At 62.7% G+C, this 15,007-nt stretch carries 13 protein-coding genes; 2 read left to right on the forward strand and 11 right to left on the reverse strand.

Annotated elements, in window-relative coordinates:
• Positions 1–223: 223 nt before the first annotated feature.
• The 11 genes from HX817_RS06590 to HX817_RS06640 form a co-directional block, all read right to left on the reverse strand.
• The gene (locus HX817_RS06590; protein WP_003211527.1) at positions 224–1,201 is read right to left on the reverse strand and encodes a LysR family transcriptional regulator; all 978 of its coding nucleotides are present in this window, start codon (positions 1,199–1,201) and stop codon (positions 224–226) included.
• Between the two features lie 51 nt (positions 1,202–1,252).
• Entirely contained in the window at positions 1,253–2,188 is a 936-nt protein-coding gene (locus tag HX817_RS06595) for a peptidylprolyl isomerase (protein WP_177040000.1), read from the reverse strand.
• Complete coding sequence (locus tag HX817_RS06600) at positions 2,185–2,673, reverse strand: YbjN domain-containing protein (RefSeq protein ID WP_008430320.1); 489 nt, start codon at positions 2,671–2,673, stop codon at positions 2,185–2,187. Before HX817_RS06600 ends, HX817_RS06595 begins: the two co-directional genes overlap by 4 nt.
• 20 nt (positions 2,674–2,693) lie before the next feature.
• Positions 2,694–3,320 (reverse strand): hypothetical protein, encoded by a 627-nt coding sequence (locus HX817_RS06605; protein ID WP_008430322.1) that lies wholly within the window; start codon positions 3,318–3,320, stop codon positions 2,694–2,696.
• Positions 3,321–3,337: 17 nt separating this feature from the next.
• Complete coding sequence (locus HX817_RS06610; protein WP_177040001.1) at positions 3,338–5,035, reverse strand: putative porin; 1,698 nt, start codon at positions 5,033–5,035, stop codon at positions 3,338–3,340.
• A 41-nt stretch (positions 5,036–5,076) separates the two neighbouring features.
• Positions 5,077–5,784 (reverse strand): energy transducer TonB, encoded by a 708-nt coding sequence (locus HX817_RS06615; RefSeq protein WP_177021673.1) that lies wholly within the window; start codon positions 5,782–5,784, stop codon positions 5,077–5,079.
• Between the two features lie 3 nt (positions 5,785–5,787).
• Positions 5,788–6,213, reverse strand: coding sequence for a biopolymer transporter ExbD (locus tag HX817_RS06620; RefSeq protein WP_003211540.1), 426 nt, complete (start codon positions 6,211–6,213; stop codon positions 5,788–5,790).
• 11 nt (positions 6,214–6,224) lie between these two features.
• Positions 6,225–8,024 (reverse strand): DUF2341 domain-containing protein, encoded by a 1,800-nt coding sequence (locus tag HX817_RS06625; protein WP_177040002.1) that lies wholly within the window; start codon positions 8,022–8,024, stop codon positions 6,225–6,227.
• 24 nt (positions 8,025–8,048) lie between these two features.
• Positions 8,049–9,647 carry a ShlB/FhaC/HecB family hemolysin secretion/activation protein gene (locus tag HX817_RS06630; RefSeq protein WP_008430334.1) on the reverse strand — a complete coding sequence of 533 codons (1,599 nt, stop codon included), beginning with the start codon at positions 9,645–9,647 and terminating at the stop codon, positions 8,049–8,051.
• A gap of 59 nt (positions 9,648–9,706) precedes the next feature.
• Positions 9,707–10,300 carry a transposase gene (locus HX817_RS06635; RefSeq protein WP_087694077.1) on the reverse strand — a complete coding sequence of 198 codons (594 nt, stop codon included), beginning with the start codon at positions 10,298–10,300 and terminating at the stop codon, positions 9,707–9,709.
• 519 nt (positions 10,301–10,819) lie between these two features.
• Complete coding sequence (locus HX817_RS06640) at positions 10,820–11,284, reverse strand: Lrp/AsnC family transcriptional regulator (protein ID WP_032899475.1); 465 nt, start codon at positions 11,282–11,284, stop codon at positions 10,820–10,822.
• Between the two features lie 159 nt (positions 11,285–11,443).
• Here HX817_RS06640 and HX817_RS06645 point away from each other — a divergent pair, with 159 nt between their 5' ends.
• Entirely contained in the window at positions 11,444–13,270 is a 1,827-nt protein-coding gene (locus HX817_RS06645; protein ID WP_177040003.1) for a tyrosinase family protein, read from the forward strand.
• Positions 13,267–15,003, forward strand: coding sequence for a hypothetical protein (locus HX817_RS06650; RefSeq protein WP_177040004.1), 1,737 nt, complete (start codon positions 13,267–13,269; stop codon positions 15,001–15,003). Before HX817_RS06645 ends, HX817_RS06650 begins: the two co-directional genes overlap by 4 nt.
• Positions 15,004–15,007: the final 4 nt, after the last annotated feature.

Genomic DNA, 15,007 nt, shown 5'->3' on the forward strand with positions numbered 1-15,007 from the left:
GTAAATCGGCAAGGATGCCGATTTAGCCGCGCCGGGCCATGGATGGCCCGTCGCGGCGGCCCGCGGAGCCGTGCCGGAGTGCGGGCATGCCGAGCCTAGGCGAGGCACCGAGTGGTGGGGCAAAGCGTTTTTTGGTTACTTTTTTAGGCGTTTGTAAAAAAGTGACCCGCTGTAAGAGCGGAACCATAAGTAGCCGTTACCGAAGAAACGGATATGTACTCAATCAATCAAACCACTCCCCCCGCTCAAGAAACGTATTCCGAATCATCTCCACCACCCACCCCACCTCCAGCGGATGCCGCACATCAGCACTCACCCCCATCCAGACCTGCCGCTGCATCCCCTCCAGAAACACCCCATCCAACGCCGTCAACCCACGATCAAAACAACTCATATACCGCGGCAACAACCCAATACACGCACTGCACCGAATCATCTCCAGCATCAGCGGATACGCTTCCACCCGCACCACCCCCGCCAGCCGCTGCTCCACCAGGCTATTCCACGGCCGCAGCGCCTCCACCTGCCGGTCCGGCTGCCACTGCACCAACATATAATCCGCAAGGTCTTCAATGCTGTCCGGCCGCACTGCCAACCGCGAATACCGCTTGGCAATATGCGGCGAATAATCCAACCGCGCCAACACCTCCGGCGCCCCAATGGCAAAACTCGGCCCCGCCCCCGGCGAATCCATCCCCGACAACCACACCACCACATCCGCATCCAGCGCCTGCAACCCCAACTCGCTGTCGATGGAAATGATCTCCAGCCGCACACTCGCATTGCGCCGCAACAGCGCAATCAGGTCCCGCCCCAGAATGTCATGCAGGATCGACTCGGCAACCGCCAGCCGAATCAACGGTTGCTCCAGCACCGGCAAGCGTCGCTCATGCGCCAGGGCAATCAACTGCGCCTGCAACTGCTGCCCTTCACGACTCAGGGCCAGGACATTGCCCTGATAGCTGAACAGCGAACGCCGCAGTTGCTCTTCCAGCTGCGCCAGGCGCTTGCGCAACTGCGTGGCCTTGATATTGAGGCTGCGAGCCGCCTGCATGAAACACCCACAGCGGGCGCTGATCAGGAAATACTGCGCCACCTCGGGCTCGATCGCGGCCGCCAGGGCCAGCCAGGCCTCGCGGGATTCGGTCGACGCACGATAAGGCGCGACGCCGTGGGGTACAGCCGGTTCAACAAATACCATGGGAGACTCCCTGTCTTGTGGGTACTGTGCATCCAATGCGGTGATACGGTTTTACTCCAGCACCTTGTTCAGCTCGGCGCCGTCGATACTCAAGGTCGCGGTATTGAGCATGCCTTCCAGGTAGGCCTTGGCAATCTGCTCCTGGCGTTGCGCACGCAAGGCCTCGGTCAGGCGGCCACGCAGTTCATCCAGCGTGGCCGTGCGCGCCGGTTGTTGCCCAGTGAGTTTGAGCACGTGAAAACCCGCCGCACTCTGCACCGGCTCCGACACCCCGCCCGTCTTGAGCCGCGCCACCACACCGCGCATTTCAGGCACCAATTGCTGCAATGGCTGCATCCCGGAATCGCCACCGCGCCGGGCGCTGTCGGGGTCCTGGGAATACTGGCTGGCCAGGGCGGCAAACTCGCCTGGCGAGGCCTGCGCCTTGCGGCTCAACTCCTGGGCCTGGCGGCGCACATTGTCGACGGTTTGCGGGTCGCTCACGGCCAGGAAAATCTGGCTGACCTGGTACAACGGCGGCGTCACCCATTGTGCCTTTCCGCTGTCATAGGCTTGCTGCAATTCAGCGGCGCTGGGGTAATCCGTCGGCACCTGGCTGACCGACAACATGTAGTCGCGAAACACGATCTGCTCGGTGGCGGCGCGGGTTTGCTGCTCCACCTCCGGGCGCTGCCGCCAGCCCTGGGCATCGGCCTGTTCAAGCACGGCCTTTTGCGCCAGGCGCGAACGCAGCCAGGTTTCCAGGGAGCCACGGTTGCCACGCAACTGCTCGCGGGTTTCCACCGGCAAGGCGGCCAACACCGACTTGAGTTCGGCGAGGTCGATCTGCTGGTTACCCAGGCGCGCCACCGCCGGCCCGTCCTTCACGGCCACCGGCGCCGGCTGCTGGGCTGCGACCGGGTCACTGCCCGGCCGCAGGCTCAACCCCACCGCGACCGCCAGCACCACCAGGGCGCCAGCGCCGACCACCAGGGTTGGTTTCTTCACAGGGCAGGCGCCTCTTCACGGGCATCGACGGCAGGCGCGGCGTCGGCCTGGGCTTGAAGCTGGGCGGCTTGCTGGCTGTATTCACGCAGGTAGACGATGAACTCCTGCAGCAGGCGGTCCCACAATTCCAGCTGATTGCGCAAGTACGGCGCACCCACGCCGGCGGCCACCACGTCCATCTCCATCAGCAGGAACTCACCCTGCAACGACAACCGCGCAAAACGTCGGGAAGCGTTCCAGACCTGGGCCAGCCCCTCGGGCAATTCGCCCTGCACCCGCAGCGCGCAGCTGTAGGTGAAGTCCACATAGCTGCCCTGCTCTGCCGCCGGGTTGCCGAAACGCACGGCGAAGCCGATGCCCTGGCTTGCGCTGAGCAATTGCACGATGCCGTTCTGCTCGGTCTGGTTGACTCGGTAGCCGGCTTCCTGCAGCAGCTCGGTCAAGGCTTGCGGGGTCACGCTGGTGATCAGTTGTACGTCGCTCATAGGGGTATCTTCTTTGTCGATCAATGATTAGTGACGGTCTGTGGAGCATCGAACCGATTAAGGTAAAGGCCGTCACCAAAACCCTGGGCGAGTTCCTCGAACTTGACCCGGGTGCTGCTGGCGAACGGTTGGCGGATGCTCATCACGTCGGCCACGTCGATTTTTTCGTAGGCCGTCAGCAACTGCTGGGCCACGTCGTACATCTGTTGATTCTTGACTGAACATTGCTGCACTTGTGTGTCACGTTCCGTGAGTTGCGCCTGCAAGCGTGCGCGCTCGGTTTCTTTGCCCCGGGCGATTACCAGCAAGTCTTCATAGGCTTTCTTGAACTTGCCCACCTGCTCATTGCTCGCGGCCACCTGGGCCTGGGCCTGGCTGTGCAGACTCTGTTGCTGGCCCACCAGTTGCTCGGCCACGCCACGGGTCTTTTCCAGTTCGGCGGTCAGTTGCTTGACCTGCGCCTGGGCCTGCTTGGCCTGGGTTTCGGCGGCGATGCGTGCGGCACTGGCCTGGGCCTGCTCGCTTTGCAGCGCCTGCAACTGCTGGGTGGTGCTGCGCAGCTGAGTGCGCAGGCGCTCCTCCATGCCTTCAGCCGAAGCGCCGGTGGTAACGAGCAGTAGAAGCAGGCCGCAAATTCGCGTGTTCATGAGCTTTCTCCGGCGCATCAGAAGCGCGTGTTGAGTTCCAGTTGCATGACATCCACTTCAAACGGCGCGCCATACACTTCGGAGGCGCTGAGCCAGCGGGCACTGGCGTAGATGTTCTTGTCGAGGCCGTAGTTGGCACCGATGAAATAGCCCTTGGCGTTGGTGCCGCCAAGGTGGAACGAGGAGTCGTTGAAGCCGTCCGGCAAGGCATCCGGCTGGATGTATTTGTAGCCGGCCAGCACGTTCCAGTCGCCCTTCTTGCGCATCTCCAGCGCACTGCCGAGGGTGAACTGCACCAGCAGCGCATTGCCGCCACTTTCAAACTGGCCGTCGCTGTTGAGGTTGTTGACGATCTGGCCTTCGCTGCGCTTGAGCATCTCGCCCTTGTCGTAGGCCAGGTTGTGGATGAAGTTGGTCTGGCTGCGCAGCTTGAGGTCTTCCGGCAGCTCGCTGTCCCACGCCAGGTTGAGGTCCAGCACATTGAACTTGGACGCCAGGCCGACGAATTGCGGTTGCGGGGTGAGGCCAGGCGTTGCCGGGTTGGGGGTGATGTCTCGCAGCAGGAACACGCTGTTGCCCTTCTGCATGAAGGCCAGGCGCGTGCCATCGGTATCGCACGCCGGCTGGCCGGCCCACGGCGAGCAAGGGCTGGAGCGTTCGCCCTGGATATCGCCGAAGTGGTAGTAGGCCATCGAGCCCTTCAGGCTGTTGCTGCGGTTGATCTTCCAGTCGGCGCCGATCTGCCCGCCGAACAGCCATTTGTTTTCGCTCTCGTCCTTGTCGAAGCCGTTGGTGGTGGCGGTGTCGGGGCTGTATTCCACCGGGAACGCGCCGAGGGTGCCGAACAGGCCCCAGTCGCTGTTGAGCTTGTGGTTGAAGATCGCCGCCACACCGTCGAAGTTGAGGTCGCCGGAATACATCATGTCGGTGGAATAGAACGGGTTGGCAAAACGTCCGGCGGTCAGGGTCATGTAGTCGGTGGTCTTCCAGGTGAGGTAGCCCTGGTCGAGCCAGATGTCTTTCTTGCCGAAGCCGCCGCCCAGGGTCTGGGTGGTGGACACCGGGTTGTTGTCGTTGCCGGTGCCGAGGCGGATGCCGGCGGTCCATTCCGGCGAGATAACGGCTTTCATGCCCAGGCGGGCGCGCAGGCGGAACAGGTTCTCGCGGTCTTCGCGGGTGTTGAGCAGCGGCGGCAATTTGGTGTTGGTGTTCTTGTTCACGTCGTAGGGGCCGCTGTCGTTGAGCTTGGCGTAATCGACGATTTCATTGCTGTTGTTGCCCGAGAAATAGCGCGACTCATCCCGCAGGCGAATATCGCCGTCGAAGCTGATGCGCGAGACCCACTCCGGGAACGTGTTGGGCTGGGCCCAGTTTTCCTGCTTGGCGGTGGCCATGACCTCGGCCTTGACCTGGTCGCGAATCTGGTCGCGCACCGCGGCCGGCACGTACTGCACCCGCACATCGCCGGGGGCCGCCTCTGGGCCTGTCGCTACCGCCGTGGCGGTGCTGGCCTGACGTGCCTGCTGAGCCTCTTTTTCAGCCTGGGCGATCAGCCCGTCGGCCTGTTCCTGCTTGAGCACACCTTGCTGCACCAGCAGGCGGATCAGGTTGATCGTGGCGTTTTCCGAAGGCGCGGCGGCGGCCGTCGCCTGGCCGACCAGGGTCGCGATGACCATGCCGACCGCCAGGGTCAATCGATTCACGTGGGAAATCATCTGCACACAACTCCTGTAGAAAACTGCAAAAAAGGGTTCGATCAATCCGGGCGCCGGCCCTTGAGGGACAGGCGTACCGGCAGGGTCATTGAGGCGGGTGTGCGTTCCTTCAGCCGCGGTGTGGCACGCAATGCGGCCAGCACCTGGGCGTCGGTGTCGGCGTCGCCGCTGGACTTGGCCAGCTCCACGCGCGTCACCTCGCCGTCTGCGCTCAGCCACAGGTCGGCCTGCACCGTGTAGGCCTTCTTGCGCAGCTCCGGGTCTTCCCGCAGCAGGCGCTGGAACACCCCGGCCAGGTACTGCTTGAACGTCCCGGTACCGAGCCCGCCACCACCGGAACCGGCCATGCCGCCGCCCTTGCCGGCACCGATGTTGAAACCGTCGGTACCGGACTGAGCGTCGCCGTCGATCTGCATCGGGTTGGCCAGGTCGTCTGCTGGCGAAGGCGGTGCCTCTTCCTCGGGCTTGACCTCGTCGGGGGTCGGCGTGGGTTCCGGCTCGGGGATTTTTTCCTGCACCTCGGGCTCCGGTTCCTTGGGTTTTTCCGGCGGCGGTGGTGGCGGTGGTGGCAACGGAATAATCGTCGGCACCTTGGGCGCTTCACGGCGCACGCCACTCATGTCATTGGCCCACTGCCAGAGAAACCAGGCAGCCACGGCGCCCAGCAGCAGGCCAATGCCCCACTTCAGCGGGCGCAATGGCGGCTTGTTCTTGAGGGGCGTCGGCGCGATCGGCATCTGTGCGGTCATGACTCAGCCCTGGCTCGGTTTGCCGGTGACCAGCCCGACCTGGGACAGCTCCAGGCGACGCAGCAGGTCGAGTACTTCGATGACCTTCTGGTACTGCACCATGGCGTCGCCGCGCACGATCACCGGGAAGTCCGGGTTCAGCGCTTTCTCGATGCGCAGGCGCTCTTCGAGTTCAGGCAAGGTCACCGGGTAAGCGTCGAGAAACACCTGGCCGCCATCGTTCACCGAGATGGCCTTGGTCTTGGCCTCGGACAGCGATACCGAAGCACTGGCCTTGGGCAGGTGGATCTGGATCCCCGAGACCTGGGCGGTGGCGGTGAGGATAAACATCACCAACACCACCATCAGCACGTCCACCAGGGGCGTGATGTTGATGCTGTCGACGGGTGCGTCATCGTCATCGTCGTGGGAGGCATTCACGGAAGCCATGCTGATTCTCCTCAGGCCGGGACGTGGGCGTGGTGGTCGCGACGGTGCGCCGCTTCACTGTGCTGGCTCTCGCCGTGCATCTCCGCCAGGCGGGTGATGAACTCGTCGACGAACACGCGCATGTCGGCGCTGACTTCCTTGTTGCGGGTAATCAGGCGGTTGTAGCCAAACAGCGCGGGGATCGCGACAAACAGGCCCATGGCCGTGGCCAGCAAGGCCGCCGCCATACCCGGGGCGATGGCGTTGATGTTCACGTCGCCGGCCATCGCCGTGCCGAGGAACACCACCATGATCCCCAGCACGGTGCCGAGCAGGCCGATATACGGGCCACCGGCAATCGCGTTGGAGAGGGTCGACAGCTTGGCGCCGAGTTGCTGGTTTTCCCGGGTACGCACGCCGTCCATGGAGCAGCGGATGGCTTCGATGGTGGCTGCCGAGACCGACGAGGTGTCGGCGCCCTGGGCGCGGCGAGTGCGGATTTCCTTGACCGCGACCCGGTACAGGCGCCACAGCGAGGAATGGGTCAGGCGCTCGGCCAGCAACGCGTCGTCGTAGTACATCTCCAGGCGCGTACCGATCTGTGCGAATTGCTCGCGGAAGATATCGTTGGCAGCACTCACGCGACTGACCTGGCGGTTCTTGCGGAGCATGATGAACCACGACTGGAACATCATCCCCACCAGCACCAGGATGATCACCCAGGCATCCACCGGCACCGCCTTGAGCAGGAACCCCAGGCTGCCGAAGCCGAAGCCCGACTGTTCTTCATCCACGCCATAGGCCACCAGTTTCGACTCGGCGCCCTGGGCCGTGGCATCAGCCAGCAACAGGGCTGCCGGGCGCGCGACCTTGGACAAGCGCAGTTCGTCCATGGCCCCGGTAAACGGCAGGTGCCCGCCGGCGGCTTCCGGCAAATCGGCACCGATGGCCAGTGGCGAATTGAACGCCGGCATCGCCACTGCGAGGGTCGCGGTCTCACGGCCGTTGACGTACAGCGAGACCTTGTCGCCCTCGGCGGTGAACGCCAGGTGCTGCCATTGGCCGGGGTTCAGCGGCTGGGTCGAGACGGCGCGCTGGCCGTCGATTTCAATAAACGGCATGCCCTGGTTCAAGCCCAGCAACAGGCTGTGGGCGCCCTCGCGACGGGCCACCACCACTTGCTCGCCGCTGGCCTGGTCGACCCGCAACCAGGCGCTGAAAGTGAAGGCGCCGCCCGCTGCGTGTTGCAGCGACGGGCTGGCTGGCAGCAGCAACGGCTGGCCACTGAACTGCAAGGCCCGGCCGATCACGCCGTCGATGCTCGCACCGGTGGCGTTCACGACAGTGTTGCCGTAGGCCGTGGTGTCCCGGGGCGGCGTGCCGTTGGCGCCGTCGAAGTGGTAGAGCGCGGTGTAGTTCGGGTCGAAGGTCAACTGGCCGTTGGCGGTGGCCGGCGCCTTCTGGTTGCCGTAGTACATCCACAGGTCCTGGCGCTGGCCGCCTTCGACCTTGGGCACATCGACCCAGATCAGCGCCATGCCCATCAGCGGGTCGAAGCTTTCGATCTGGTGGTTGAACACGGTCTTGTCATCGGCGCTGACAAAGCGCAGGTCGGCGCCGTCGTCCTTGACCCCGTCAAAGCTGAAGTTGCCGGTGTGCAGGCGCACCAGCAGCGCGGTGCGGCCCAGGGCCTGGCTGATGGCTGCGCCCTGGGAGGTGGTGTCCACCGTGATCTGTTTACGGTAGTGCCAATCGTCCTGCCACCAGGCATGGGCGGTGGCCGGGAGCGCGAAGCCCAGGCAGATCAACAGGCTCAGAAATAGGCGTTGCATGTCAGGAGTCTCCGAAAAAAGGGGTCAGAAAGTCGCCTGCACACTGAAGTGCAGTCGCGAGTCCTGTTTCTGGGTATTTGGGCCTTCAAGCAGCGGGTAGCCCCAATCCAGGCTGCCGGACAACCACTTGCTCAAACTGGCACGGGTGCCGAGGCCGACACTGGCCAGGCTGTATTCGTCTTCCTGCTCGGGCAGCGGGTCATGCAGGCGCAGGCGTGCGCCTTCGGCAAACGCATAGAAGCGCCACTCCTGCACGTAGCTGCCGAGGAACTTGGCCAGGGACGGCGTGCGCAGCTCCTGGGACAACAGGTAGCCTTCGTCGCCGGTGCGCTCGGCGGCGAGATACCCGCGTACCGACGTAGCGCCGCCAGCGGAATATTGCTCGTTGGACACCAGCGGCCCCGAGGCCAGCTGGAAGCCGGCCTTGGACGCCGACTGCCAGTCGTTGCCGAAGGTGTAGGTGTAATTCAGGTCACCCTTGAGCACCGCAAAACTCGGGCTGGCCTTGTCACGCTTGTACTGGAACTCCTCGGCGTCGCTGCCGTAGCCGAAGAACGCGCGGGTACCCACCACCAGGCTCAAGCCCAGCCCCAATTGCGACTGCTCGGTGTAGCGGTAGCCGTTGTAGCCGAAGGTCAGCGGTGCGTACTTCAGCGGGATATCGTCCGTGCTGCCGCCAAACTTCATCTGCTCCTTGAAGTCCTTGAAGTCGACCCCGGCAGAGAACGAATTGGCCCAATTGCCACTGGCCGGCAGGCTGTAGATCGCCGACACGCCGTAGGAATGGCCCTTGCCCAACACGTTGCTGCCGCCGATGGTGGCGATGTTGCTGTCGGACTGATAACCGGAGAACTGCAGGCTCCAGCGATCAGTCAGCGGCGCGGTGTAGGAGCCCGACCAGACCTTGGCGTTGTCGCTGTCCTGGGGCGCGGTGAAGTAGGTCAGGGAAATGCTGTGGCCCAGTTGCCAGAGGTTGTCGTAACCCAGGGTCGCGACGCTGCGCAGCTCCTTGGTGTCGGCGCTGTAGTCGTTGTTCAGGCCGAGGCTGGCGTGCCAGGGGTTCTGGTCTTCCACCTGCAGGTCGACGTCCATGGTGCCGGGGCGTTGGCCTTCGCGGACCAGCGGCGTGACCTGCCGCCCGGCGCTGCGATTGAGGCCGGCGAGTTGGGTTTGCACGCTGGTGAAATCCGGAACCGCGCCCTCCTTCAAGCCGGGTACTTCGTCGCGGATTTCCACCGGCGAATAGTGCTTGGCGCCGACCACGCGGACGCGCCCGACCTTGGTTTCGCTGACCTGCAGGTAGACGATTCCGTCATCGACCTTCTGCTCCGGCAGTTCGACGAACACCGACTGATAGCCGCGTGCCTGATAGATCTTCTGCAAGGCATCCCGGGCGCCTTCGATGTCGGCGAGGGTCTTTTGCGGGCCGAGAAACGGGTACACCGCCTCTTCGATCGCACGAGCGTCGAGCACGGTGTTGCCGCGCACGAAGTACTCGTTGACGTCCACCAGCCGTGCCGGAGGCTCGGGCTGGGTGCCCTGCTCTTCGGCCTGTAGCGGTTGCGCCAGTGCACCCAGCGTCAGCCAGCACAGCGCCAGCGTTGATTTGAACAGATGCTCCACACCGCCCCCTGGTCTACTAAGAATGATTGCCGTCGCCGTTTGCCCGGCGTTTGGCCTGTTCAATTGCTGGATATCGAGGTGTTGCCGTGCCGGGCGAGCCAGGTGTGCAGCAGGGCGAAGTTCAGGGAGAACTCCGGCATGTGCAGCAAGGCGCCACAGAACACTTCACCGATGATTTTCTGGATCAACTGCACCGCCTGCGGGTTGTTCAGGAACGTGGCGATGTCGCGTTGCAGGAGGTTGATGCCCCAGACTTTCTGGTTCAGGTCGAGGCCGACGAACCAGCGGAACAGCAGGTTGTAGTTGAGTTGTTCGTGCAGTTGCTGTTCGTTGGGGACTGAGTACAGGAGTTGCAGCAGCAGGATCTGCAAGACGGTCTGGGGGGCGATCTGGGTGCCGGGTTGGGCCTGGAGCAGGTCGCGGTGGAGGTCGAGGATGTCGTCGATCTGCGGGCGCAGCAAGACCAGTGAATGGCCTGCGGGGATGTAGCTGGAGACTTCCTTGAGCGCGCCTTGCCAGTCGTCCTGGGAGACGATCCATACCCACGGTGCGCCATAGCGGTAGACCGAGACCGGTTTTTTGCGTGCGGCTTCGACGATCTTTGACAGGCGCTGGTCGAGCTCCTGCATGCCGACTTTCGAGTAACGTTCCATAGTTCCCATTCGCCCCACTCCTGGCATCCTGCTTGCGGCTCTGACGTCGCCTTTTTTGGCGGTGTTGAGCGCGTTACATAGCCAAGACGGGGGTCGCTGGGGACTACCGAACTTTTGTCATAAAAGCTTCTTTTTTGGGGCGGGGTGAGGTGGGCATATCCGTTGCTGCGGTCAGGGCTGGTATTGGTTCCGCTCTTACAGCGGCTCACTTTTGGAGTGTTGTGAAGCAAAATCAAAAGTTAAAGCGGGCACGGTTCAAATGTGGGAGCTGGCTTGCCTGCGATGGCATCGCCTCGGTGTATCTGAAAAACCGAGTTGTCTGCATCGCAGGCAAGCCAGCTCCCACAGAAAAGCGGAACCACGGAGTGCGGGCATGCCGAGCCTAGGCGAGGCACCGAGTGGTGGAGCAGAGACCTTTTGGTTACTTTTGGCTGGGCCGGCATTCCGGGCGTTTGCCAAAAGTGACCCGCTGTAAGAGCGGAACCATAAGCGGCCGTTACCGAAGAAACGGATATGTACTCAAACCAAAGACCCCGGCAACGGCAGTTCATAAGACTTCTTAACCGTCCGCACCACCAAAGTAGACGAATAAGTACGAATCGGAATATCCCGATAAATCTCTAAAAACCGATAGATATAATCAGTGTACTCAGTGGCATCCCGAAACTTCGCCACCATCACAAAATCAAACTCCCCGGTCAGCAGATAACAGTCCTGAATCTCCGGATGACTCGCCAGGATATGCTGCATCTTGCGGTCGATATCATTGCTGTCCCTATCAAGCTTGATCAGGAAGAACGCCGTAACCTGAATCCCAAGCTTGCGCTCATCCAGCACCGCCACCTTGGCCTTGATAATCCCGACACTCTCCAACCGCCTGATACGCCGGTAACAACTGGTTGAAGACAGCCCGACACTGTCACTCAACAACTCCAGACTCTGACTGCAATCCCTTTGCAATTTCCCCAGAATCTTCAAATCCATGGCATCTGTCATTTTTTCCATATCTTCCTTGAAAAAACTGCAATGAATCCACCGTAAACACCCACCAATTTGCACAAATCCTGCGCGGTGGCGCACTAACATCAATCCAGCTTAGCAGCCCAGCCAAATCAGGCACCGGGGCCGCATGAGAGGGATCTTATGATAGTCGCGAAACCGACATGGGCCACCGATATCCACGGCCTATTCAGCGCCCCCTACTGGATCCCCCAAGAGCAACGCGCCGCCGTCGCCGCCTCCTGGGTGGGCTGCATGAACGCCTACTTCGTATTCCTCGAAGACCCCGCCTCCGTCAAGACCTGGTCCGAAACCATCTACCAGCACCTGGCCTCCCGCAGCATGCCGCTGACCCTCGACCAGCAGCAGTTCTGGCCCATCGACGCGCTGGAAACCTTCAGGCTGTGGGTCAACCAGGGCTGGCGCCTCACTCCCGCCTCACCGTTCGACGAGGCAGAACGCATCCCCCCACCCGACCTGCCTCACCCGGTCAAACGCGTGCGCCAGGACATTCGCGCACTGACACAGGAACAACTGAACCTATACCGCTCACGCCTCGATGACGTAATGCAGGTGGCCAACGCCGACAGCGGCTCCCCTTGGCAGCGTTACGCCTATATCCACACCAACTGGTGCCTGCATTACCAGGAAGCGTTTGCCCTGTGGCACCGGGCCTATCTGCTGTACCTGGAAGCGCTGATCGACTGCCCCATCCCCTACTGGGACTGGATGGCCGAAGACGCCAGTGTCGACGGCAGCCCCCAGGCCGGCTTGCCCCAGGCGTTTCTCGATGAAACCTACGTGCACCCGCACACCGGCGAGGTTCGCCCTAATCCGTTGCGCTACGCCGCTGCCAAGGACGGTTGTTCGAAGGTCTGTGAAAAAGCCAGGGTACCCGGTGTGGACTGCCGCTTCGTGCAACGCAACCCGCTGTTCTACACCCAGGGCGAGACGCAGCGCGTCGAACGCACCCAGTTGTACGGCATGAGCCGGATTTTCCAGCAACAGGTGGTCGATGCCCTGAAGTTCAACACCTTCAGCCAGCCCCAGGGCGTGCCAGGTTATCCCTGGGCGAACATCCCGGTGTTTGATCCCCCCCAGGAAGATGACCTGTACCCCAACCGCGCGCTGAATTTCGACGGGCTCTACGAGCAGCCCCACGACAACTATCACGGCTGGATCGGCGGCGACATGGCCGACAACGCCTACACCGCGTTCGACCCGGTGTTCAGCTCCTACCACGCCAATATCGACCGGATGCTGGAGGTCTGGATCCGCGCCCACCCGGCAGCGCAGTACACCACCCAGTGCCTGCTCCAGCCGTTTGCCGGCAGCAAGGCCGACGATGTCACCTTCACCAGTGCCGACGCCTGGCGCTACACCACCCTGGGGGACATGGCCCAGGACAGTCGGCATATCGGCTATGACTACGGTGTGCCCGTCGCACCGCCCTTTGGCACCCGCCGCCCGGCCGCAAAAGCCTGCTGCCAGCAAAGTTCGACGCCGATGCAAGCGCAGGAACAAACCGCAAGCCTGGGCCCGTGGGTGGTGTTCGACCATGTGCGCTGCACCCACGACACCTACCTGATCGACGTATTCCTCAACCAGCCCGACGCCACGCCGCAGCAGGTGAGCGCCGACAATCCGCACTATGTCGGGCGCTTCAGTCGCATCGGCATGGGCCTGGTGGATGACAAGGGCCGCTGCATCACCCATGGCGTGTCACGCGCGCTGAATGCCGCGCGCACTGCTGCCGCATTGAACCTTCGCCCCACTGACACCACGCAGTTATCCGTGGTGGTGACCCATCTCGATAGTGCCCGGGTGTTGACGCCGCAAGAGTACGCGCCGCTGCCTGGCTTTATCGCCCAACTGGTGTGGGACGACCCGCGCCAAACCGTCGCCGGCCCTGCTCCCAGTGCCGGTTGCTGCTCCGTTTCCACCACAACAACACCTGGAGAATCGACATGAGCACACCCTTCAAACAATTCACCTCTCCCGCCGGGCAAGCTCCCAAGGACTACAACAAGCTGGGCCTGGAAAACCAGTTGCCGCAGTTTGAAACCGACTGGAACAACGACCTCACCGGCTGGACCCAGTCCGCGATCATCGGCAACCCGTGGTCGGGCCTCAATGACGCGCCGCGCTCGGGCTATTACAACCCACTGGTGGAAGGCTACGGCCCCACCACGCCGCCGGCGATTACCTGGGCGCCCTTCCCCAATCGGCTGTGGACGTTTTTCTACAACAACGGCACGGCGGTGATTCCACAGTTGGGCGGCAAGGCCATGTCCATGCAACAGGTGATGGAGCTGACCGACAACGGCCAGATTACGATCAACAACACCCTGTACATGCTCTACGACCCGAACAAGCAAGGCACCCTGCTGCAACTGCCCGTCACTCGCTGCCCGAGCATCGACTGGCAAGGCAAGTACAAGGATTTCTCGCCCTCTGGCCCCCGTGGCTGGCTTGACGAATATTGCGAGTGGTCCATCGTGCGCGATGCCGACGGCAACATGCGCAAGATCACCTTCACTTGCGAAAACCCGGCGTATTTCCTGGCCATGTGGCGCATCGATCCGACTGCTGTACTGGGGCTGTATCGCGACTACATCGACCCACAGGTGCAACTCGAAGACCTGTACCTGCGCTACACCGCCGACTGCCCGACCGGTAAGGCCGGCGACCCGGTCATCGACCCCACCACCGGTCAACCGGCCTACGACACCGTCAACAAATGGAACGCCGGCACCGCCTGTGTGCCTGGCCAGTACGGCGGTGCGATGCACCTGACCTCCGGCCCCAACACCCTGAGCGCCGAGGTGTACCTGGCTGCCGCGGCGACCATCCTGCGGCCATTGAGCAGCAGCCAGAATTCCCAGGCGTTGATCTGCTGCGCGCAATACGGGCAGAACTACCGCAACTCCGATCCGCATATCGGTTTCTCGGCCAACAGCGTGGCAGTGAATAACCGGCTCTCCCTGACCAACCCCATCGGCCTGTACCTGCAACAACCCACCGACTTCTCGGCGTGGAAAGGCCCCCAGGGCCAGGACGTCAGCCAGTACTGGAAAATCACCCGTGGCACCGCCAAGTCCGCCGCCAACGGCTCCGACCAGATTCTGCAAGCGGTGTTTGAAGTGCCGGTCAGCGCCGGGTTTTCGATCAACGACATCACCATCAGCGGCCAGCCGATCGACTACGTGTGGGTGATTGCCCAGCAGTTGCTGGTGGGCCTGAGTGTGACAACCACGCCCATCAGCCCGACACCGGATTCCTGCCCGTGCGTGACGGACCGGGTCAACGGTGTGCAACCCTGGCCGGTACAGCTGCTGCCGCTGGACCTGTTCTACGGGCAGTCACCCACCGACCTGCCGGCCTGGCTGGCACCCGGCACCAGCGGGCAGTTTGCCCTGGTGGTGCAAGGCGCCGACCTCAAGACCACCGCCGAGACGGCGCGGGTGCAATTCTCCAATCCTGGGGTGACGGCGCAGGTCACAAAGTTCCTGCCGGATGCCTCGGCCATCCCCGGGCAAACCAACTCCGGTGGCACCCAGGGCTACCTGCTGACCATCACCGTAAGCCCCACTGCCGCACCGGGGCTGGTGACAGTGCGCGCCCTCAACCCGAGCGAAGCCGATAACCCCAGCGCGGCGGAACACCCATGGGAATCCGGATTGGCGCTGGTGCCTGGCGCCTGACTGA

Source organism: Pseudomonas sp. C6002, assembly GCF_013385805.1.
Classification (GTDB): Bacteria; Pseudomonadota; Gammaproteobacteria; order Pseudomonadales; family Pseudomonadaceae; genus Aquipseudomonas.

Excerpts from the sequence above, each read along its gene's own strand:
- HX817_RS06590 (WP_003211527.1), bottom strand. The coding sequence starts at position 1,201 with ATGGTATTTGTTGAACCGGCTGTACCCCACGGCGTCGCGCCTTATCGT.
- HX817_RS06600 (WP_008430320.1), bottom strand. The coding sequence starts at position 2,673 with ATGAGCGACGTACAACTGATCACCAGCGTGACCCCGCAAGCCTTGACC.
- HX817_RS06605 (WP_008430322.1), bottom strand. The coding sequence starts at position 3,320 with ATGAACACGCGAATTTGCGGCCTGCTTCTACTGCTCGTTACCACCGGC.
- HX817_RS06610 (WP_177040001.1), bottom strand. The coding sequence starts at position 5,035 with ATGATTTCCCACGTGAATCGATTGACCCTGGCGGTCGGCATGGTCATC.
- HX817_RS06615 (WP_177021673.1), bottom strand. The coding sequence starts at position 5,784 with ATGACCGCACAGATGCCGATCGCGCCGACGCCCCTCAAGAACAAGCCG.
- HX817_RS06620 (WP_003211540.1), bottom strand. The coding sequence starts at position 6,213 with ATGGCTTCCGTGAATGCCTCCCACGACGATGACGATGACGCACCCGTC.
- HX817_RS06625 (WP_177040002.1), bottom strand. The coding sequence starts at position 8,024 with ATGCAACGCCTATTTCTGAGCCTGTTGATCTGCCTGGGCTTCGCGCTC.
- HX817_RS06635 (WP_087694077.1), bottom strand. The coding sequence starts at position 10,300 with ATGGAACGTTACTCGAAAGTCGGCATGCAGGAGCTCGACCAGCGCCTG.
- HX817_RS06640 (WP_032899475.1), bottom strand. The coding sequence starts at position 11,284 with ATGGATTTGAAGATTCTGGGGAAATTGCAAAGGGATTGCAGTCAGAGT.
- HX817_RS06645 (WP_177040003.1), top strand. The coding sequence starts at position 11,444 with ATGATAGTCGCGAAACCGACATGGGCCACCGATATCCACGGCCTATTC.
- HX817_RS06650 (WP_177040004.1), top strand. The coding sequence starts at position 13,267 with ATGAGCACACCCTTCAAACAATTCACCTCTCCCGCCGGGCAAGCTCCC.